Here is an 18,453-nt window from a genome sequence, read left to right as displayed (position 1 = left end):
GCTCAGCCTCCTGTGGCAAGCGTGATGATACCGGCAAGGCAGGCTGCCGCGACAAGACCGTCCATCCGGTCGAGAAATCCGCCATGTCCGGGGATCAGCGCCGAAGAGTCCTTGACCCCGGCGCGCCGTTTCATTGCGCTCTCTGCGATATCACCCAATTGCGCGGCAAAGCAAATCACAAAGGCGATCAGCGCGCCGATTGCGGGCGGCACGCCAGCCGTTGGCAGCATGATCGCCCCGAAGATCGCGGTGCAAACCCAGCCAGCGATTGTGCCTGACCATGTCTTCTTCGGCGATACAGATGGCCAGAACTTGGGCCCACCAAGCGCGCGGCCGGCGAAATACCCCGCCGTGTCAGAGATGACGACGATACTGACAAGGATCGTCAGCCCCCGCGTGCCGAATGCTTCATAGGCATAAGCGAGGAAAAGCGCGGCGGCGGCGAGGATCAGACCGTATGACAGCCAGAGCCGCCTGCCCTGCGACGGAAAGAACAACCCGGCCAGCAAGGGCGCGACTAGTCCGGCGGCTGCCCCAAGATAGCCCGCGAAGAAAAGCGTCGGGCCGCGGGGTCCCCCGGACGAGGCATCGACCAGCGGCAGTTCGGCAAAGAGCAATCCGACAATCGCGAGGACCGGAAAAATCATCGGCAGGGCCGCGATCGCAATCCGCCGCCCCATCGGCCAGAGCGGATCGCACAGGCCCGCAAGTTCCCAGATCATCGTGCAGTAGATGGCAAAGATAAAAACGGTCCAGGCCACCGGGCCGGATTCCAGAGCCAGCAGCGTGACCGCGATCAGGACGGCGGCCGAGGCCAAACGCGTGCTCAGATCTCTCCAGCGCGATTTCGTGGCCGTCATGCCCGGACAGCCCCGTAACGCCGGTCCCGCGCGCCATAGGATTCGCACAGGCGTTTAAGTTCTTCGGCCGAGAAATCTGGCCAAAGCGTGTCGATGAATTCATATTCGGCATAGGCCGACTGCCAGAGCAGAAAGTTCGATATCCGCGCTTCTCCGCTGGTGCGGATCACCAGATCGGGATCGGGCAGGACATGCGTGTCGAGATATCGCGGCAGGGTCTGCTCATCCACATCGGCGGGTTTAAGCGCCCCGCTGGCAACGTCCTGCGCCAGCCGCTTGGTGGCGCGTGCAACCTCATCCCGCCCGCCGTAGTTCAGCGCGATAGTCAGGTGTACACCATCGTTGTGCGAGGTAAGCACCTCAAGCTGGTCCATCAGGTCGATCAGCTTGGCATCCAGCCGCACACGGTCGCCGATGAACCGCACCCGAACGCCACGCGCATCAAGCGCTCGCGTTTCCTTGGAGATGTAGCGGCGGAACAGGCTCATCAACCCGGCGACCTCGACCTGGGTCCTCTTCCAGTTCTCGGTCGAAAAGGCGAAAATCGTCAGGTACTTGACGCCAAGATCCGGGCAGGCCTCGACAACCTCGCGCACACGGCGCGCCCCGGCGTGGTGGCCGAACAGACGCGGGCGACCGCGCGCCTGCGCCCAACGGCCATTGCCGTCCATGATGATGGCGACATGACGTGGGCCACCTGTATCTGCGATATCGGGGCACTTGTTCATGAAAATGGCTCAGACCTGCATGATTTCTGCTTGCTTGTTCTCAAGAGCGTCGTCGACGGCCTTGATCATTCTGTCGGTCATATCCTGAACCTCGGATTCCCAGAACTTTTGGTCATCCTCGGACATGCCGTCGCTCTTGGCCTTCTTGATCTGGTCCATGCCGTCGCGCCGCACGTTGCGCACCGCAACCCGGGCACCTTCGGCATATTGACCGGCCACCTTGGTCAGATCGCGGCGCCGTTCCTCGTTCAGTTCCGGAATAGGCAGCATGATGATCGTGCCGTTCAGCTGGGGGTTGATCCCCAAACCGGATTCACGGATCGCTTTTTCCACCTTGCCAACAAGGCCCTTGTCCCAGACGTTAATGGTGACCATGCGCGGCTCGGGAACGTTTACCGTACCGACCTGGTTGATGGGCGTCATCTGGCCATAGGCATCGACATGAACCGGTTCAAGCATCGACGCGGATGCGCGACCGGTGCGCAGGCTGGCAAATTCGGTGCGCAGATTCGCCATCGCGCCATCCATGCGGCGCTGGAGATCGTCTGTATCAAGAATGAAATCGTCGGACATGGGCTGCACCCTCCCTGTAAATCGTGTCTGGCGTTCTATATCCGTAGTCGCCGCTGAATGTATAGGCCGCGCCGAAACTGATCATAGAGACCGGATAGGCCCGGGTCTCCGGAAATGATCCTCTCCCGGTCGCTTTAATTATGAACTTTCGTATACGTGCCTTCTCCGGCAAGGATGCCCTTGAACCCGCCGGGTTCATCAAGGCTGAAAACGATGATCGGAAGGTTATTGTCGCGCGCCAGAGCAATCGCCGAGGCGTCCATCACGCCCAGCCGTTTCGCCAGCACGTCATCATAGGTCACATCATCATAGCGCTTGGCCTCAGGATGCTTGACCGGATCCATGTCATAGACGCCATCGACCTTTGTGCCTTTGAAGATCGCCTCGCAGGCCATTTCATTGGCGCGCAGCGTCGCAGCCGTATCGGTGGTGAAATAGGGGTTGCCGGTTCCGGCCGCAAAGATGCACACCCGTTTCTTCTCAAGGTGGCGCACGGCACGGCGACGGATATAGGGCTCGGCCACTTCGTCCATCCGGATCGCGCTGATGACCCTGGTGAAAACGCCCAGCCCTTCAAGCGCCGATTGCATGGCGAGGGCGTTCATCACCGTCGCAAGCATGCCCATGTAATCCGCTGTCGTGCGCTCCATCCCCTGCGCCGATCCGGCAAGACCGCGAAAAATATTGCCGCCGCCGATGACCATGCAGATTTCGACGCCCAGTTCCTGAACCGACTGAACTTCTTTGGCGATGCGCTGAACGGTTGGCGGATGTAGCCCGAACCCCTGATCGCCCATCAGGGCCTCTCCCGAGATTTTCAGCATGACGCGACCATAGGTCGTTTCACCCGTCTTTTGTTTCGATGTCTGGGATAGGGTCATGTTGCGCTCCGCTCGGCCACGGGGTTAATTTCGCGCAAAATGGCTGAAATTGCGGGCAGGTTCAATGCACCCTGCCCGTAATTGTTAGCGACATCAGGAATCGGGACGTCAGAATGCGGATCAGGGGGGTCGATGGCACCGTGAATATTCCACCGGACAGGCCTGTCCTGATCGCGGGCCCCACGGCGTCGGGCAAATCGGGACTGGCGCTTGAGATTGCCGAAACCGATGGCGGCGTGATCGTGAATGCCGACGCGAGCCAGATTTTCGACTGCTGGCGCATCATTACCGCCCGCCCCTCGGTCGAAGAAGAAATGCGCGCGCCCCATTGTCTTTATGGTCACGTCGCCTGGGATCAGACCTATTCCGCCGGGCATTGGCTGCGCGACATCCGCGCCATTCTGGACGGTCGGGAACGTCCCATCATCGTGGGCGGCACCGGGCTGTACTTTTCGACGCTGACGCGCGGCATGGCCGATATTCCAGCAACGCCGCAATCTATCCGGGACGAAGCCGACACGCTTTCGCTGGAACGGCTGGTGCAGGACATCGACCCGGAAACAGCATCCGGAATCGATCTGAACAATCGCGCCCGGGTACAGCGCGCGTGGGAAGTCGAGCAGGCCACAGGCCGGTCCCTACGATCCTGGCAGGCGAAGACACCACCCCCTGCCCTCGCGCTAAATGACACGGTACCGCTCGTCATGGAAAACCCGACCGACTGGCTGAACCAGCGCATCGATAGACGCTTTGACCAGATGCTCGAACAGGGCGCACTCGAGGAAGCGCGCCGGATGCAGGACCGTTACGATCCAAACCGCCCGGCGTTTCGCGCCATCGGCGTTCCCGAGCTTATGGCGCATCTGAATGGCGAAATCCCGCTGACCGAGGCCAAGGAACTGGCCACGCAGTCCACACGCCAATATGCAAAGCGCCAACGCACGTGGTTTCGCTCGAAAATGAAACAATGGGCCAAAATCCACCCAAATCGTTAATCGAACACCGTTGATAATTCTCAACATTTCTGAAAGGTTACCCACACGTAACCCGAATAACCCAAGCAATTACCGAACAAATGCTCCAATACCCGCCAGATCCGAGCACCATCAGAATTCTGACTCTGGCTCAGCTCTGCCCCCTTGGGTCGTGGCAACTGGCGTTGGCCCATGACCGGCCCCATTCTCTGTTGATCTGGATGACGCGCGGACAGGGTGTTGCGATGTTCGACGGACGCCGCCACGGGCTTGGCGCGCATAACGCGCTTTTTGTTCCGGCCCGGCAACTTGTCTCTCTCGATGTCGGACGGCAGGGCTACGGCCAAGCGATACTGCTGCCTCTGGGGATCGAGATGACCATGCCCGAGGGCCCGCGCCACATCCGTGCCCGCGACGTTTCCGCCCAGACAGAACTTACCGCCATTTTCGAAGCCATGAGCCGCGAGCAGAACGCCGAACGGCCGCTGTGGCACAGTTCGATGGATTCCTACGGGCAACTGGCGATGATCTGGCTCCGGCGGCAACTTGCCGAAAACACACCCCACATCGGTCCGGAAACCGCGTCCGCACGGCTGATGCGCGCCTATAGCGAACGGCTGGTAATGGAACATACCAGCGGCGAGACCATGGCTGACCACGCGAATGCGCTTGGTGTCACCCCGACGCACCTGACCCGCGTCTGCCGGGCGGAGACCGGGCGAACCGCCGCCGCCCTGCTCAACGAACGCATTCTGCACAGCGCCCGCAGCCTGCTGAACAATACCGATGCCGCCATCCGCGAGATCGCCGAATATCTCGGCTTTAGCAGCGCGGCCTATTTTACCCGGTTCATTCAGCAGCATACCGGCAATACGCCCAGCGGACTTCGCGACAACAAGAAACGCGTCGCGTGAACCACGCGGGGCTGCCAAAAACGACATCGCTGGTCTTCGCCGATCTTCACCTTTGCCGAACTTTTCCACGTAAAGGGCATCGCAATGATTGACGACAGCGCCCTTCTCGTGCCGAATAAGGCAATGGAATACTCAGCCTTCAAAGCCAAGGTAATAACCTCCACCGGCAAGGTGGCAAAGAGGTTCACGACCCCGTTGGGGTCCCGGAACCGGGTGCGCGGTGTTTGACGTTTTTCGTCAGATCACAGATCCGCGACATTGCCGTACCGGTCTGTCAGCCCGAGGTCGCTTTCCGCACATTATCAGCCGGGAGCGTGCTTGCCGCTTTGGTGAAGCCCCAACACTGTCACACGGGAGAATAACAGATTTATCCGCCCTGAACGGGGCCAATCGAGACGTCGAAAACGACGGCAAAACAAAACTGCTCCGGCCAACGGGACAGATCGACCCGACCAACAGGGGATAAAATGGGACTATTCATTCTGCGCAGAACCGTCGTCATGATCCTGACGGCGCTTTGCCTGACATTCATCGTTTTCTTTCTGACGAACCTGTATCCGAACCTGGAAAAGCTCGCCAAGACGCAGGGCAACTTCCGGATGTCGGACGAGGCCGTCACGAGCTGGCTGACCAAGGAAGGCTATCTTCAACCGCTGCCCGTCAAATACGGCCAGTGGCTGGGCGTCTTGCCGGGCTGGACGCTTGAAACCAAGGACGGCATCACCGGCCGCTGCGTGACCGGTGCGGTCACGCCCGAAGTTGCCGCTGAAGCCCCGAAGTTCTGCGGCATCCTGCAGGGCGACTGGGGCTATTCCACAGTCTTCCGCGAAGAAGTTTCGGACATTATCTCGACCCGGCTGGGCCTGACCGGAAAGCTGATGTTCTGGGTCATGGTGCTGATGGTGCCCTCGGCGCTTATCATCGGCGTTCTGGCCGGGATGCGCGAAGGGTCAAAAACCGACCGCACGCTCTCGACCTTCTCGATCATTACCACGGCGACGCCAGAATACGTGTCCGGCGTGATCTTCATCGCCGTCTTTGCCTCCTCCGCAGTCGGACTGAAATGGTTCAAGGGCACCGCGACCAGCGCGATGGAAGACGCGAATTTCGAGAATTTCTTTCTGCCGGTGCTGACGATTTCGCTTTACGGGATGGGTTACATCGCCCGGATGACCCGCGCGTCGATGACCGACGTCATGACGGCGCAATATATCCGTACCGCCCGGCTCAAGGGGGTGAAGTTCTCGAACATCGTGCTCAAGCATGCGCTGCGCAATGCGCTGATTGCGCCCTTTACCGTCATCCTGCTCCAGGTGCCCTGGCTGCTGAACGGCGTCGTCATCGTGGAAACGCTGTTTAACTACAAGGGTTTCGGCTGGGTGCTGGTGCAGGCGGCCGGGAATAATGACATCGAATTGCTGCTCGCCGTTTCGGTGGTGTCGGTCTTCGTGGTTCTGATGACGCAGCTGATATCTGATATCGGCTACGTCTACCTGAACCCGCGCATCAGAATATCCTGAAGGGAGGGCAGAGAATATGGAACCTCTCGGCACATTCGATATCATCTGGCGCATTCTCGTCCAGTTCACCCCGGTCTGGATCGCGCTCATCGTGCTCTTTGCAGTCTCGATCGCCTTCAAGCGCAAGCTGGGTCTTTATGGCAAGCTGTTTGACAGCGTGATCGGCATGATCGGTTTTGGACTGGTGATGTTCTGGGTCTTTACCGGCGTTTTCGGCCAGCTTGACCTGATCGTCACCCATGACCCGCTGGCACAGGTTTCCGGGATGAAGAACAAGGTCCCTGGAACGCCGCTCATGATGGGCGACGAAGGCGACTACCCCTGGTACCTTTTGGGTGGCGACAACCTCGCGCGGGATGTATTCTCGCGCATGGTCGAAGGCGCTTGGGTCGTGGTGCAGATCGCGCCTTTGGCGACCATGTTCGCCTTTATGGTTGGCATCACGCTGGGGCTTCCGGCGGGGTATTACGGAGGACGGCTGGACACCTTCCTGTCTTTCCTCGCGAACCTGATCCTCGCCTTTCCGGTGATCCTGCTGTTCTACCTGCTGGTGACCCCCGAGATCGTGGCGACCGGGGTGCCCAGCTACATGGCGACGGTGCTTTTCGTCTTCCCGATTGTCTTTGTCGGTGTGCTGCTGAATTCGCGCTATCACACGCAGCCGCATATCCGGCTTCCGCTTTTGGTGATCGTTCTGGGCATCATGATCTGGCTGTACCTGTCGCTGATTTCGGAGCAAGGGACCAAGGTGGCGGTACTGCCGCGGTTCCTCGATCTTTTCGATATTCCTGGCGGTATTCTGGTGGTCTTCGTGTCGGTGGTCTTTGTAAACTCGCCCACAGTGTTCCGGATCGTTCGCGGGCTGGCGATGGACATCAAGACCCGAGATTACGTGGCCGCCGCCCAGACCCGCGGCGAAGGTCCGTGGTACATCATGCTCTGGGAGATCCTGCCCAACGCACGCGGACCGCTGATCGTCGATTTCTGCCTGCGTATCGGTTACACCACGATCCTTTTGGGAACGCTCGGGTTCTTTGGTCTCGGCCTGCCGCCGGAAAGCCCGGACTGGGGGAGCACGATCAACGAGGGCCGCAAGCTCTTGTCGATCTATCTGCACCCCGCCCTGCCGCCGGCGTTGGCATTGCTGAGCCTTGTTCTGGGTCTGAACCTGCTGGCCGATGGCCTGCGTGAGGAAAGTCTGCGGGATTGAGGGACTGCGCCTTGGCCCGGCGTGGCGCGCCGGGCGAGGTTGGCATTTGAGTATTTGGGGCAAGAGGAAAAAGGGATGTTTCCGCTCGATCCGCCCCCTTTGCGTCCGGCCGCAGGTGATTTGAACCGGTGGCGGCCGGGTGCCAGACAATAAAAAGGAATGCGCCGCAAGGCGCGCCGCTTGATAACAGCCTCCAACAGGGAGACGAACATGGCAAAATGGGACTATGACGGCCCGATCCTTGAAATCGACAAGCTGTCGATTTCCTTTTTCACGCGGCTGCGGGAGATTCCGGCGGTCATGGATTTCTCGGTCTCGGTGCAACCGGGCGAAGCCGTCGGGCTTGTCGGTGAGTCGGGCTGCGGCAAGTCCACCGTGGCACTGGGGGTCATGCAGGATCTTGGCGTCAACGGTCGGATTGTCGGCGGATCGATCAAGTTCAAGGGGCGCGACCTTGGCGAGATGAGCGCGGAAGAGTTGCGCGACATCCGGGGCAGCGAGATCGCGATGATCTATCAGGAGCCGATGGCCTCACTGAACCCGGCGATGCGGATCGGCAAGCAGCTGATGGAAGTGCCGATGATCCATCAGGGCCTGTCTCAGAAAGAGGCCTATGCCCGGGCTTTGCAGGTGGTGACCGATGTCAAACTGCCCGACCCCGAGCGGATCCTTAACAGTTTTCCGCATCAGCTGTCCGGCGGCCAGCAGCAGCGTATCGTGATCGCCATGGCGCTGATGAGCGAGCCTGCGCTCTTGATCCTCGATGAGCCGACCACTGCCCTCGATGTGACGGTCGAGGCGGCCATCGTCGAGCTGGTAAAGGATCTCGGGCGCAAATACGGGACGTCGATGCTGTTCATCAGCCATAACCTCGGGCTGGTGCTTGAGACCTGTGACCGGATCTGCGTGATGTATTCCGGCGAAGCGGTTGAGCGCGGCTCGATCCATGACGTTTTCGACGAGATGCAGCATCCCTATACGCAGGCGCTGTTCCGCTCGATCCCGCTGCCGGGTGCGGACAAGAACGCGCGGCCGCTGGTCGCCATTCCGGGCAATTTCCCCCTGCCCCATGAACGGCCCAAGGGCTGCAATTTCGGGCCGCGCTGCGATTATTTCCAGGCCGGGCGCTGCGATGCCAGACCGATCCCGATGGAATCTGTGCCCGGGAATGACCGGCACCACACGCGTTGCCTGCGTTTTCAGGAGATCGACTGGCAGGCCCCGATTGCCGATTCAATCGTCAAGGAGAAGGGCAACGTCGGGGATGTGATCCTGAAAATCGACGATCTTCGGAAATATTACGAGGTCGCGGCCAACGCGCTGTTCGGCGGTGGCGAGCGCAAGGTCGTCAAGGCCAATGAAACCCTGTCTTTCGAAGCGCGGGAATCCGAGACGCTGGCCATCGTCGGGGAATCCGGCTGTGGCAAGTCGACCTTTGCCAAGGTGCTGATGGGACTGGAAACAGCCACCGACGGACAGATTATCTTTGACAACCGCAATATCGAATCGGTGCCCATCGAAAAGCGGGACACCAAGACGATCTCGGACATCCAGATGGTGTTCCAGAACCCTTTCGACACGCTGAATCCTTCCATGAAGGTCGGCCGCCAGATCATCCGTGCGCTCGAAGTCTTTGGCATCGGCAAGAACGAGTCGGAACGCCGGGAGCGGATGCTGAGCCTGCTCGACCTTGTCAAACTGCCGCGCGAATTTGCTGACCGGATGCCGCGGCAGCTGTCCGGCGGGCAGAAGCAACGGGTCGGGATCGCCCGGGCGTTTTCCGGCGGCGCGCGGATTGTCGTGGCGGATGAGCCGGTATCGGCGCTGGACGTATCGGTTCAGGCGGCGGTGACGGATCTGCTGATGGAAATCCAGCGCGAAGAGAAGACGACGCTTCTGTTTATTTCGCATGACCTTTCTATCGTGCGCTATCTCAGCGACCGTGTCATGGTCATGTATCTGGGGCATGTGGTGGAGCTGGGCACCACCGAGCAGGTGTTCTCACCGCCCTATCACCCCTATACCGAAGCGCTGTTGTCGGCGGTGCCGATTGCCGACACCTCAGTCACTAAGAAGCACATCGTGCTCGAGGGGGATATTCCTTCGGCAATGAACCCGCCGCCGGGATGTCCGTTCCAGACCCGGTGCCGCTGGAAATCGGAGGTGCCCGGCAATCTTTGCGAAACCGAGGTGCCACCGATGAAATTCCGCGACGGGAACCATCAGATCAAATGCCACCTGAGCGAAGAACAATTGGCCGGAATGGAGCCGGTAATCCAGATCGCAGCCGAATAGCGGCAAAGAAAAACCCCGCAGCATGAAAACGCTGCGGGGCGGATCGTCGTGAAGACGGAAAGTCTTACTTGGAAAGCGAATTCGGGATGTCTTCGGGCAGAACGTCGACAACGGCGTTCGCATAGCCTTCGATCATCGCTTTATAAAAATCTTCGGTGCTGGGGGCCACTGCCACGTAGCCTTCCGGAACGGTTCCGTCCGGGTCCATCGCAATGATATTGACCGGATAGCTTTCGGTACCGGCATCAGCCTGCGGGCTGGTGATGCTCACGACACCATCCATCTGGTTGAATTCGCGGCTTTCGGGCAGCGTCATGCTGTCGCCCATGCGGACTTCCTGCAGATTCACTTCGACAACGTAACCGGCCTCTTCGGTGGTCATTGCGATCTTGTCAGCGATCGAGGTCATCAGATCGGTTGCCAGCGTCGGGAAGTATTCCTGAGCGTTGGAATCCTTCAGCGCCGTGTATTCGGAATTGACGGTCAGTTCCTTGACGACACCATCTTGCGACTGCGCCCAGCCGGCGCCTGCGACAATTGCTGCTACGGCACTTGCGGCCATCGTACGGACAAACATGGATTTCATTTTTACTCTCCTTTTACACTCGCCAACCACAGGCCCGGATAGGTGTCCCGGCAGGCGCTATGAGCTTTAAACACCGCTCGATGTGAAAAGGTTCCGTTTCAGATCAGATAGTTTGCAGCTGTCAACGGCGCGGGCGAGGCCCGGCAGATATTTGCTGGACCGCCGCTGTCAGCTTCCCCAGATGACCCGCACGTAGTTGCGGGTTTCCTTATAGGGGGGCACACCGCCGTGTTTGACGACCGCTTCGGGGCCTGCGTTATAGGCAGCAAGTGCCAGCGGCCACGATCCGAACTTGCGGTATTGCCGCGCAAGGTAACGCGCCCCGCCTTCGAGGTTCTGTTTCGGATCTGTCGGGTCGACCCCCAGCAGACGCGCGGTCTGCGGCATCAGCTGGGCAAGACCCAGCGCGCCCTTGTGGGAAACAGCCGCCGGGTTCCAGCCCGATTCCTGCTGCACCAGGCGTGCGAAAAGATCCTCGGGCACATTGTGCAGCCGTGCCGCAGCCTTGGCCATCACGAGGAATTCGCCGCGGTATTTGCCAGCGTAGGCGCCGCTGCCGTTCTTGCTTGGCGTATAGATCGACGGCGGCTGGAGCCTGACCGAATTCTTGTACTGCTGGGCCGCGCGATTATCGAGAACAGCAAGCTGGGATTTCAGCAGTTTCCTCTGGCTGCGCGTCGATACGGAATCCGCAAGCGCCGCGTCGGCACAAAGAGAAATGACGAAAGCACCGACAGCAAGCTGCCCCATACGCTTGATAACCATGTACAAATAGTCCCGCAGAAAGAACGATTCCCCGGCGGCACTATAAGGAGATCACACTGAATTTCCAGAACTGAAACCTTTCGGCCCTGACAGGCAGCGTCATTTCGCGTCCTGCATTCTGGTTTAATCCTTGCAATGACACGTATAGTCTCGGACAGAACCCATCCCGGGAATCAATCCGGACAGCATTCAAACATACATACGGGGAGCACCATGGCAGGCTCGGTCAACAAGGTCATTCTTATCGGAAATCTGGGGCGCGACCCCGAAGTGCGCACCTTTCAGAATGGCGGCAAGGTCTGCAACCTGCGCATCGCCACCTCTGAGAACTGGAAAGACCGCAACACCGGTGAGCGCCGCGAGCGGACCGAATGGCATTCGGTCGCGATCTTCAACGAAGGGCTTGTCCGCGTGGCCGAGCAGTATCTGCGAAAGGGCTCAAAGGTCTATATCGAAGGACAGCTCCAGACCCGCAAATGGCAGGATCAGTCCGGTCAGGACCGCTATTCAACCGAGGTCGTGCTTCAGGGCTTCGGCTCGACGCTGACCATGCTCGACGGCCGTGATGGCGGTTCGGGCGGCGGCGGTGGGGGTGGCGGCTATGGTGGCGGCTACGATCAGGGTGGCGGCTATGACAGCGGCCCGCAGGATGACCGTTTTGGCGGCGGTCAGGGCGGCGGCAGCGGCCCCTCGTCGCGCGATATGGATGACGAGATCCCGTTCTGATAAGATCGATCTACCCGTGACGGAAACCTGTGTGCAAATCTGCACACAGGGAGTTGAGATGTAAGGAGTATTCTTTGCAAGCCAACTCGGTATGTCATCAGGCAAACTGATATCTTGCTCAAGGAACTCCTATGTCCAAGACTCTCACGAATTACGCGCCGGTCATGCTCAGCGTTGTCCGGATCGTTGCCGCGCTCATCTTCATGGCGCATGGCACCCAGAAATTGCTAAACTTCCCGGCCTCCGACATGAATCCGCCGCTCTTCTCGATGTTCGGGATTGCCGGTCTGCTTGAACTGGTGGGCGGCGCCCTGCTCGTCATCGGGTTGTTCACCCGTCCGGTGGCCTTTGTTATGTCGGGTCTGATGGCCTGCGCCTATTTCATCGCCCACGCGCCGCAAAGCTTTTTCCCGGCGCTGAATGGCGGCGACGCAGCGATCCTGTACTGCTTCTTCTTCCTGTACCTTGTCTTCTCCGGCCCCGGCCCGATCAGCGTTGACGCGCTGCGCAGCCGTCCGAATGGCGTCACCGCCTGATCAACCGGTAAAGCGACGAAATCAGAAATGCGCGGCAGATCAGCTCTGCCGCGCTTTTTCTTTAAGGGCCGCCTGCAAAACATCCCCCAGCGCGTCGCGCGGCACATCCGAGGTCACAAAGGCCTGACCGATACCGCGCGCCAGGATAAACCGCAGCTTGCCATCCAGCACCTTCTTGTCCTGCGCCATCAACTCGATCAGCGCATCGGAATCCGGCAGATCACCCGGTATATCGGACAGATCGGTCTTCATCCCCATGCGCTTGAGGTGTTCACGCACGCGGCTGGGTTCTTCCTGACTGCAAAGACCAAGACGCGCGGAAAGCTCAAAGGCAAGCGCGCAGCCGATCGCCACGCCCTCGCCGTGTAACAATCGGTTGCTGTAGCCCGTCGCCGCCTCGAGCGCATGGCAGAAGGTATGCCCAAGGTTGAGCAGCGCCCGGTCGCCCTGCTCTGTCTCGTCCCGCGCGACGATATCAGCTTTCATCTGAACCGACTTGGTCACCGCCGTTATGCGAGCCGCCATGTCACCGGATTTCAGCGCTGGACCGTTTTCATCGAGCCAGTCGAAAAATGCCGCATCGCCCAGCAGCCCGTATTTCACCACCTCGCCATAGCCGGCGAGGAAGTCGCGCTCGGCCAGTGTCGCAAGCACATCCGTATCCGCCAGCACCAGCGCCGGTTGATGAAAGGCACCGATCAGGTTCTTGCCCTGACGAACATTGATCCCGGTTTTCCCGCCAACCGAACTATCGACCTGCGCCAAAAGCGAGGTCGGGATCTGCACGAAGCGCACGCCCCGACGCAGCACCGCCGCGGCAAACCCGACGAGATCGCCGATCACCCCGCCGCCAAGCGCCACCACGATGTCGCGGCGCTCCACTTTCTGATCGAGCAGCCAGTCGCAGGTCCGGGTCAGGCTTTCCCAGCTTTTGGTCGCTTCGCCTGCGGGGAGTGTCATCGCCTCCATCGCGATGCCCGACGAAGCCAATCCGGCGCGCAAGGTCTCAAGATGCAGCGCGGCAACGGTTTCATCGCTGACGACAACCACGCGCGGCCGGGGCAACAGTGGGGAAATCAGCTCTCCCGCGCGCGCCATCAGGCCGGGACCGATGATCACGTCATAGCTGCGCTCGCCCAGCGAGACATGGACCTTTTCCTGCATCATTCGCTCTCCAGCACGTCCGGACGGGTGGCAAGCGCCTCCAGCACGCGGTCAACCATCTGCTCGATCGAGGCATGTCCGTCGGACGGCACGGCCAGATCGGCTTTTTCATAGAACTGACGGCGCTGATCGAACAGGGATTGCAAGGTGGCGCGCGGATTCTCGGTGCGCAGTAAAGGGCGCGAATCGCGGTGCCGGACCCGCTGCCAGAGCACGTCGCAACTCGCATCCAGCCAAACCGACGCGCCTTTCTCCGAAATCAACCGGCGATTCTCTTCAGAGAGGAACGCGCCGCCGCCTGTTGAAAGCACGCCACGCTCTTCGACCAGCAGCCGGGCGATCACCTGGCTTTCCTTGCGCCGGAAAAACGCCTCCCCGTCGCGGCTGAAAATCTCTGGCACCGTCATGTTGGCGGCGGCCTCTATTTCCGCATCACTATCAAGAAAAGGCACGCCCAGACGCTCGGCAAGCGCGCGGCCCACGGCGGTTTTGCCCGCGCCCATCATGCCCACCATGACAACGGTCTTTTTCAGCCTCTTCGCCTTGCGGGGCCTGTCCTTTTTGTTCGATCTTTGCTCAATTTCGCTCATTCTTCAGTGAATGACGTGATCTTGTCGAAAAGGCCATATATAACTTGTGCAAAACAACGAGCAGTAAGTGAGGTCACGATGGGCAGGCTCATCAAATTTGTAGTATATCTCCTGTGCTTGGCGTTCATAGCCGTGGTCGGGTATGCTTATCTCGGGCCATGGTTCGGGTCGGATTTCTCGGCCCCGCAGCAAGAGATACGCAAACCGGTGGAACTGGATGCCGACTAGACACGGGATCGCCCTTTCCATTGCCATGATCGCCCTGCCCGCCTGCCTTGGCGCGCAAGAGCCGCTGACCGCAATCGACTGGCTTGGCCGCAACGCCCCGCAGATCCGATCGGGTCCGACGCTGGGGGCGCAGACCCTGCGGGAACCGCCGGTGACCCAGACGGCGCTACGGCCTGAAATTGCGGTCGAAACCCTGCAACCTCAGGCCCAGCCAATGGGCCTCGTGCCCTCCGATGTTACCGGCCTGCCGGTCAACCTGTGGGAGGGCAGCGAATTGCCGACGCTGCGCTACTTGATCGATACCGTGCCGGTGGATGGCAACCCGGCGATGCAGACCCTGCTCTATACGCTGCTTCTGTCCGAGACCCGAGCGCCGGGCGGAGATGAGGCACAGGACCTGCTGATGCGGGCGCGGCTTGACCGGCTGATGTCGCTTGGCGCGACCGATCCGCTCGAATCCCTTGCCGAAAGCGCCGGTGCCGCGCAGAACCCGGCGCTGTTCCAGCGCTGGTTCGATGCGACCCTGCTGAACGGCAGCGAGGACAAGGCCTGTGCGGCGCTGGCGTTGGATGCAAGGCTGACGCGCGATTACCGCACCCGGATATTCTGCCTTGCCCGACAAGGCGACTGGCAGACCGCCGCGTTGATCCTCGAAGCTGCCCATGCGATACAGGCGATGCCGCAGGCAGAGCTGGACCTGATGGATCGCTTTCTGTCGCCGGAAATTTACGACGGCGCGCCGCACCTGCCCATGCCCGACCATCCGGACCCGCTGACCTTCCGCCTGTTCGAGGCGATTGGCGAACGGCTTCCAACCGCGTCGCTGCCGCGCGCCTTTGCCAATGCCGACCTGCGAGATGTCTCGGGGTGGAAGGCCCAGATCGAAGCCGCCGAAAGGCTGACACGTATCGGCGCGCTGCAACCCAACCGTTTGCTTGGCCTATACACTGAGCGTCGCGCCGCCGCCTCGGGCGGGGTCTGGGACCGTGTGACCGCGCTGCGCCGGTTCGAAACCGCGCTTGAACAGAACAGCATCGACGCGGTGACCAAGACGCTGCCGCCAGTCTGGACCGCCATGCAGGAAGTCGGGCTTGAGGTTGCCTTTGCCGAACTGTTCGCACCGCAGATAAGTGGTCTGGACTTTACGGATGCGCGTGCCGCGCAGATCGCGTGGCGCATGGGACTTTTGTCGTCAGATTACGAATCCGTCGCCAATTCGGTGAGCGCTGAAACCGACACCGATGCGTTCCTCGTGGCCCTGACGCGGGGCACGCCCGGCGATGTTGCAGCGCCGAACCAGATGACACAGGCGATATCGGACGGGTTCAGCAATGCGGTGGAGCTGCCCGGCCGCATCCAGAACGCTCTGGATCGCGGGGCGCTTGGCGAAACCATCCTGCTGGCCATCGAACATTTCGATCGTGGCGCGACGGGCAATCCCAACGACCTTGCCGCCGCCATCGCCACGTTGCGCCGCGTTGGTCTTGAAGACACCGCGCGCCGGGCGTCGCTACAACTCCTGCTGCTGGGACACGGGTAGAATGTCGGCCCCCTCCAGTTCCTTTCAATGGATTTCGACCTTTCTCGAGGCACAGGCCGCCGAGCTTGGGGCCGCCACGAACACCCAGCTCGCTTATGGGCGCGACCTGCGTGATTTCGTGGACTGGCTTGAGCGCAAGAACAGCGATCTTGCCGGGGCCGACCGCGAGATGATCGAGTCCTATCTCGTCTGGTGCGACGCGCAAGGACTGGCCAAATCGACGCGGGCGCGACGGCTTTCCGCGATCAAGCAGGTCTTTCGCTTTGCGTTTGAGGAGGGCTGGCGCGGCGACAACCCGGCGATCCAGATCAAGGGCCCTGGGCGCGAGAACCGCCTGCCCAAAACGCTCGACGTGCCCGAGGTCGATCGGCTGCTTGACGCGGCGCGCAGCGCCGGGCGCACCCCCTTGGAACGGTTGCGCAATACCTGCCTGATGGAACTGCTCTATGCCACCGGCATGCGGGTGAGCGAGCTTGTCGGCCTGCCGGTCAGCGCCGCGCGGGGCGATCCGCGCATGCTGCTGGTGCTTGGCAAGGGCGGCAAGGAACGCATGGTCCCCCTGTCCCCCCCGGCCCGTACCGCACTGGCCGACTGGCTGGTCGCGCGCGACGAAGAAGAAGACTCCCGCCGCCGCAACGGCCATGCCGCGTCGCGTTTCCTGTTCCCCTCGCACGGGAAATCGGGCCACCTGACCCGGCACCGTTTCTACTTGCTGATCAAGGAAATTGCCGTCGCCGCAGGTGTCTCTCCGGCCAAGGTCACGCCGCATACGCTGCGTCATGCTTTTGCCACGCACCTGCTGGCCAATGGCGCCGATCTGCGCTCGATCCAGACACTTCTGGGCCATGCAGACCTTGCCACAACGGAAATTTACACACATGTGCTGGACGAACGCCTTTCGGAACTGGTTCACGAACACCACCCGCTTTCGAAACCTGACCGGAACGGCTAGGAATAGCGCAAACAACCTCGCATGATCCGACCAGCAAACCATGGTGGCAGACCCGCCGCCAAATGACACCTGAAACAACGACGTTAAGAAAGCCCCTTTGATGGAACTGTCCGAAACCGCGCTGGACAACGCATTCTGGATTACCGGTGCGGCGATTTTGCTGCTGCTTGTTCTCTCCGCCTTTTTCTCCGGTTCCGAAACCGCGCTGACCGCCGCCTCGCGCGGCAAGCTGCGCGCGCAGGCCGACAAGGGCTCGAAAGGCGCGGAAAAGGCGCTGGTCATTACCGAGGATAACGAGCGCCTGATCGGCTCTGTCCTCCTGGGCAACAACCTCGTCAACATCCTCGCCACGTCGCTGGCGACCTCGCTCTTTACCCGTGCTTTCGGCGATAGCGGGGTGGCACTGGCGACGCTGATCATGACCGTGCTGGTGCTTGTCTTTGCCGAGGTGCTGCCCAAGACATACGCGATCATCTATTCCGAATCCGCCGCTGCCACTGTGGCCCCGGTCATCAGCATCGTTGTGCGCATCCTATCGCCCATCGTCTCGGCTGTCCGGCTTTTCGTGCGCGGCGTGCTGCGGCTCTTTGGGGTGCGCGTCGATCCCGACAGCCAGATCCTTGCCGTGCGCGAGGAAATCGCCGGTGCGCTCAACCTCGGCCATTCCGAAGGCGTCGTCGAAAAAGAGGACCGCGACCGGATTCTCGGCGCGCTCGACCTTGGCGACCGCGCGGTCGAAGAGATCATGCTCCACCGCTCGGGCATCGAGATGATCGATGCGGACAACCCGCCTTCGGATATCCTCCAGCAATGTCTCGACAGCCCCCATACCCGCCTGCCGGTCTACCGGCAGGATCAGGAGAACATCATCGGCGTGGTCCATGCCAAGGACCTGCTGCGTGCCATGTACAAGGCGATCAGCGGCCCCGACAGCGACCCCGAGGCGCTCAAACGATTTCGGATTACCGATGTGGCGATGCCACCCTATTTCATCCCCGAAACCACGACGCTGGACGACCAGATGCGCCAGTTTCTTCGCATGAGGACGCATTTCGCGCTGGTGGTGGATGAATATGGCTCGCTTCAGGGGCTGATCACCCTCGAGGACATCCTCGAGGAAATCGTCGGCGAGATCACCGACGAATTCGACCCCGATGCCGATCACCCGCTCAAGGCCAATGAAGACGGGCACTACGTGGTCGAGGGCGCGATGACGATCCGCGACCTGAACCGCGCCACTGACTGGACCCTCCCCGATGAAGAGGCCAATACCGTCGCCGGTCTGGTGATCCACGAGGCGCAGATGATCCCGACCGTGGGGCAGGTTTTTTCCTTCCACGGCTTCCGCTTCGAGGTGATGGAGCGCGACGGCAACCGGGTGACGAAACTGCGTATCCGACCGCTCTGACGC

The 18,453-nt window shown here is 60.7% G+C and carries 18 protein-coding genes; 10 read left to right on the top strand and 8 right to left on the bottom strand.

The features are described 5' to 3' along the window. Window positions 1-2: 2 nt before the first annotated feature. The 4 genes from ACU0FH_RS23610 to pyrH all read right to left on the bottom strand — a co-directional run bounded on the left by ACU0FH_RS23610 (window position 3) and on the right by pyrH (window position 3,042). The gene (locus tag ACU0FH_RS23610) at window positions 3-860 is read right to left on the bottom strand and encodes a phosphatidate cytidylyltransferase (protein WP_446197138.1); all 858 of its coding nucleotides are present in this window, start codon (window positions 858-860) and stop codon (window positions 3-5) included. Next, window positions 857-1,588, bottom strand: coding sequence for an isoprenyl transferase (locus ACU0FH_RS23605; RefSeq protein WP_238371440.1), 732 nt, complete (start codon window positions 1,586-1,588; stop codon window positions 857-859). Before ACU0FH_RS23605 ends, ACU0FH_RS23610 begins: the two co-directional genes overlap by 4 nt. Window positions 1,589-1,597: 9 nt before the next feature. Further along, window positions 1,598-2,161, bottom strand: a complete 564-nt coding sequence (gene frr, locus ACU0FH_RS23600; RefSeq protein WP_446197137.1) for a ribosome recycling factor — start codon at window positions 2,159-2,161, stop codon at window positions 1,598-1,600. A 134-nt stretch (window positions 2,162-2,295) separates the two neighbouring features. After that, complete coding sequence (pyrH, locus tag ACU0FH_RS23595) at window positions 2,296-3,042, bottom strand: UMP kinase (RefSeq protein WP_446197136.1); 747 nt, start codon at window positions 3,040-3,042, stop codon at window positions 2,296-2,298. Between the two features lie 113 nt (window positions 3,043-3,155). Between pyrH and miaA the strand changes: the two genes are divergently transcribed. From miaA to ACU0FH_RS23570, 5 genes are all read left to right on the top strand, one after another. Next, complete coding sequence (gene miaA / locus ACU0FH_RS23590; protein ID WP_446197135.1) at window positions 3,156-4,037, top strand: tRNA (adenosine(37)-N6)-dimethylallyltransferase MiaA; 882 nt, start codon at window positions 3,156-3,158, stop codon at window positions 4,035-4,037. Window positions 4,038-4,261: 224 nt separating this feature from the next. Then, window positions 4,262-4,930, top strand: coding sequence for a helix-turn-helix transcriptional regulator (locus ACU0FH_RS23585; protein ID WP_446197134.1), 669 nt, complete (start codon window positions 4,262-4,264; stop codon window positions 4,928-4,930). A gap of 467 nt (window positions 4,931-5,397) precedes the next feature. Continuing rightward, window positions 5,398-6,450, top strand: coding sequence for an ABC transporter permease (locus ACU0FH_RS23580; protein ID WP_446197133.1), 1,053 nt, complete (start codon window positions 5,398-5,400; stop codon window positions 6,448-6,450). A 16-nt stretch (window positions 6,451-6,466) separates the two neighbouring features. After that, the gene (locus tag ACU0FH_RS23575) at window positions 6,467-7,660 is read left to right on the top strand and encodes an ABC transporter permease (protein WP_446197132.1); all 1,194 of its coding nucleotides are present in this window, start codon (window positions 6,467-6,469) and stop codon (window positions 7,658-7,660) included. A 210-nt stretch (window positions 7,661-7,870) separates the two neighbouring features. Beyond that, on the top strand, window positions 7,871-9,955 hold the full coding sequence (locus ACU0FH_RS23570) for a dipeptide ABC transporter ATP-binding protein (RefSeq protein WP_446197131.1): 2,085 nt from the start codon (window positions 7,871-7,873) through the stop codon (window positions 9,953-9,955). 64 nt (window positions 9,956-10,019) lie between these two features. Here the strand turns inward: ACU0FH_RS23570 and ACU0FH_RS23565 are convergent, their stop codons facing one another. Both ACU0FH_RS23565 and ACU0FH_RS23560 read right to left on the bottom strand, forming a co-directional pair. Continuing rightward, window positions 10,020-10,541 (bottom strand): hypothetical protein, encoded by a 522-nt coding sequence (locus tag ACU0FH_RS23565; protein WP_238371448.1) that lies wholly within the window; start codon window positions 10,539-10,541, stop codon window positions 10,020-10,022. Window positions 10,542-10,709: 168 nt separating this feature from the next. Next, entirely contained in the window at window positions 10,710-11,291 is a 582-nt protein-coding gene (locus ACU0FH_RS23560) for a lytic transglycosylase domain-containing protein (RefSeq protein ID WP_238371553.1), read from the bottom strand. 228 nt (window positions 11,292-11,519) lie between these two features. Here ACU0FH_RS23560 and ACU0FH_RS23555 point away from each other — a divergent pair, with 228 nt between their 5' ends. After that, window positions 11,520-12,032, top strand: coding sequence for a single-stranded DNA-binding protein (locus ACU0FH_RS23555; RefSeq protein ID WP_446197130.1), 513 nt, complete (start codon window positions 11,520-11,522; stop codon window positions 12,030-12,032). Between the two features lie 131 nt (window positions 12,033-12,163). After that, window positions 12,164-12,568 (top strand): DoxX family protein, encoded by a 405-nt coding sequence (locus ACU0FH_RS23550; RefSeq protein WP_446197129.1) that lies wholly within the window; start codon window positions 12,164-12,166, stop codon window positions 12,566-12,568. Between the two features lie 39 nt (window positions 12,569-12,607). Here the strand turns inward: ACU0FH_RS23550 and aroB are convergent, their stop codons facing one another. Both aroB and ACU0FH_RS23540 read right to left on the bottom strand, forming a co-directional pair. After that, the gene (gene aroB, locus ACU0FH_RS23545; protein ID WP_446197277.1) at window positions 12,608-13,732 is read right to left on the bottom strand and encodes a 3-dehydroquinate synthase; all 1,125 of its coding nucleotides are present in this window, start codon (window positions 13,730-13,732) and stop codon (window positions 12,608-12,610) included. Beyond that, entirely contained in the window at window positions 13,732-14,322 is a 591-nt protein-coding gene (locus ACU0FH_RS23540; RefSeq protein ID WP_238371451.1) for a shikimate kinase, read from the bottom strand. The genes aroB and ACU0FH_RS23540 overlap by 1 nt, the downstream gene beginning before the upstream one ends. Window positions 14,323-14,539: 217 nt before the next feature. Between ACU0FH_RS23540 and ACU0FH_RS23535 the strand changes: the two genes are divergently transcribed. The 3 genes from ACU0FH_RS23535 to ACU0FH_RS23525 all read left to right on the top strand — a co-directional run bounded on the left by ACU0FH_RS23535 (window position 14,540) and on the right by ACU0FH_RS23525 (window position 18,450). Then, window positions 14,540-16,090: a hypothetical protein gene (locus ACU0FH_RS23535; protein WP_446197128.1), complete on the top strand. Its 1,551-nt coding sequence runs from the start codon at window positions 14,540-14,542 to the stop codon at window positions 16,088-16,090. 1 nt (window position 16,091) lies between these two features. Then, on the top strand, window positions 16,092-17,042 hold the full coding sequence (locus tag ACU0FH_RS23530) for a site-specific tyrosine recombinase XerD (protein ID WP_446197127.1): 951 nt from the start codon (window positions 16,092-16,094) through the stop codon (window positions 17,040-17,042). A 100-nt stretch (window positions 17,043-17,142) separates the two neighbouring features. Then, entirely contained in the window at window positions 17,143-18,450 is a 1,308-nt protein-coding gene (locus ACU0FH_RS23525; protein WP_446197126.1) for an HlyC/CorC family transporter, read from the top strand. Window positions 18,451-18,453 lie beyond the last annotated feature (3 nt).

It is taken from the genome of Heliomarina sp. (genome assembly GCF_052826185.1).
This window is presented reverse-complemented; position numbering and strand designations above follow the sequence as displayed.

Coding starts and splice junctions, on each gene's coding strand:
- ACU0FH_RS23610 (WP_446197138.1), bottom strand. CDS start 860: ATGACGGCCACGAAATCGCGCTGGAGAGATCTGAGCACGCGTTTGGCC.
- ACU0FH_RS23605 (WP_238371440.1), bottom strand. CDS start 1,588: ATGAACAAGTGCCCCGATATCGCAGATACAGGTGGCCCACGTCATGTC.
- frr (WP_446197137.1), bottom strand. CDS start 2,161: ATGTCCGACGATTTCATTCTTGATACAGACGATCTCCAGCGCCGCATG.
- pyrH (WP_446197136.1), bottom strand. CDS start 3,042: ATGACCCTATCCCAGACATCGAAACAAAAGACGGGTGAAACGACCTAT.
- miaA (WP_446197135.1), top strand. CDS start 3,156: ATGCGGATCAGGGGGGTCGATGGCACCGTGAATATTCCACCGGACAGG.
- ACU0FH_RS23585 (WP_446197134.1), top strand. CDS start 4,262: ATGTTCGACGGACGCCGCCACGGGCTTGGCGCGCATAACGCGCTTTTT.
- ACU0FH_RS23580 (WP_446197133.1), top strand. CDS start 5,398: ATGGGACTATTCATTCTGCGCAGAACCGTCGTCATGATCCTGACGGCG.
- ACU0FH_RS23575 (WP_446197132.1), top strand. CDS start 6,467: ATGGAACCTCTCGGCACATTCGATATCATCTGGCGCATTCTCGTCCAG.
- ACU0FH_RS23570 (WP_446197131.1), top strand. CDS start 7,871: ATGGCAAAATGGGACTATGACGGCCCGATCCTTGAAATCGACAAGCTG.
- ACU0FH_RS23565 (WP_238371448.1), bottom strand. CDS start 10,541: ATGAAATCCATGTTTGTCCGTACGATGGCCGCAAGTGCCGTAGCAGCA.
- ACU0FH_RS23560 (WP_238371553.1), bottom strand. CDS start 11,291: ATGGGGCAGCTTGCTGTCGGTGCTTTCGTCATTTCTCTTTGTGCCGAC.
- ACU0FH_RS23555 (WP_446197130.1), top strand. CDS start 11,520: ATGGCAGGCTCGGTCAACAAGGTCATTCTTATCGGAAATCTGGGGCGC.
- ACU0FH_RS23550 (WP_446197129.1), top strand. CDS start 12,164: ATGTCCAAGACTCTCACGAATTACGCGCCGGTCATGCTCAGCGTTGTC.
- aroB (WP_446197277.1), bottom strand. CDS start 13,732: ATGCAGGAAAAGGTCCATGTCTCGCTGGGCGAGCGCAGCTATGACGTG.
- ACU0FH_RS23540 (WP_238371451.1), bottom strand. CDS start 14,322: ATGAGCGAAATTGAGCAAAGATCGAACAAAAAGGACAGGCCCCGCAAG.
- ACU0FH_RS23535 (WP_446197128.1), top strand. CDS start 14,540: ATGCCGACTAGACACGGGATCGCCCTTTCCATTGCCATGATCGCCCTG.
- ACU0FH_RS23530 (WP_446197127.1), top strand. CDS start 16,092: ATGTCGGCCCCCTCCAGTTCCTTTCAATGGATTTCGACCTTTCTCGAG.
- ACU0FH_RS23525 (WP_446197126.1), top strand. CDS start 17,143: ATGGAACTGTCCGAAACCGCGCTGGACAACGCATTCTGGATTACCGGT.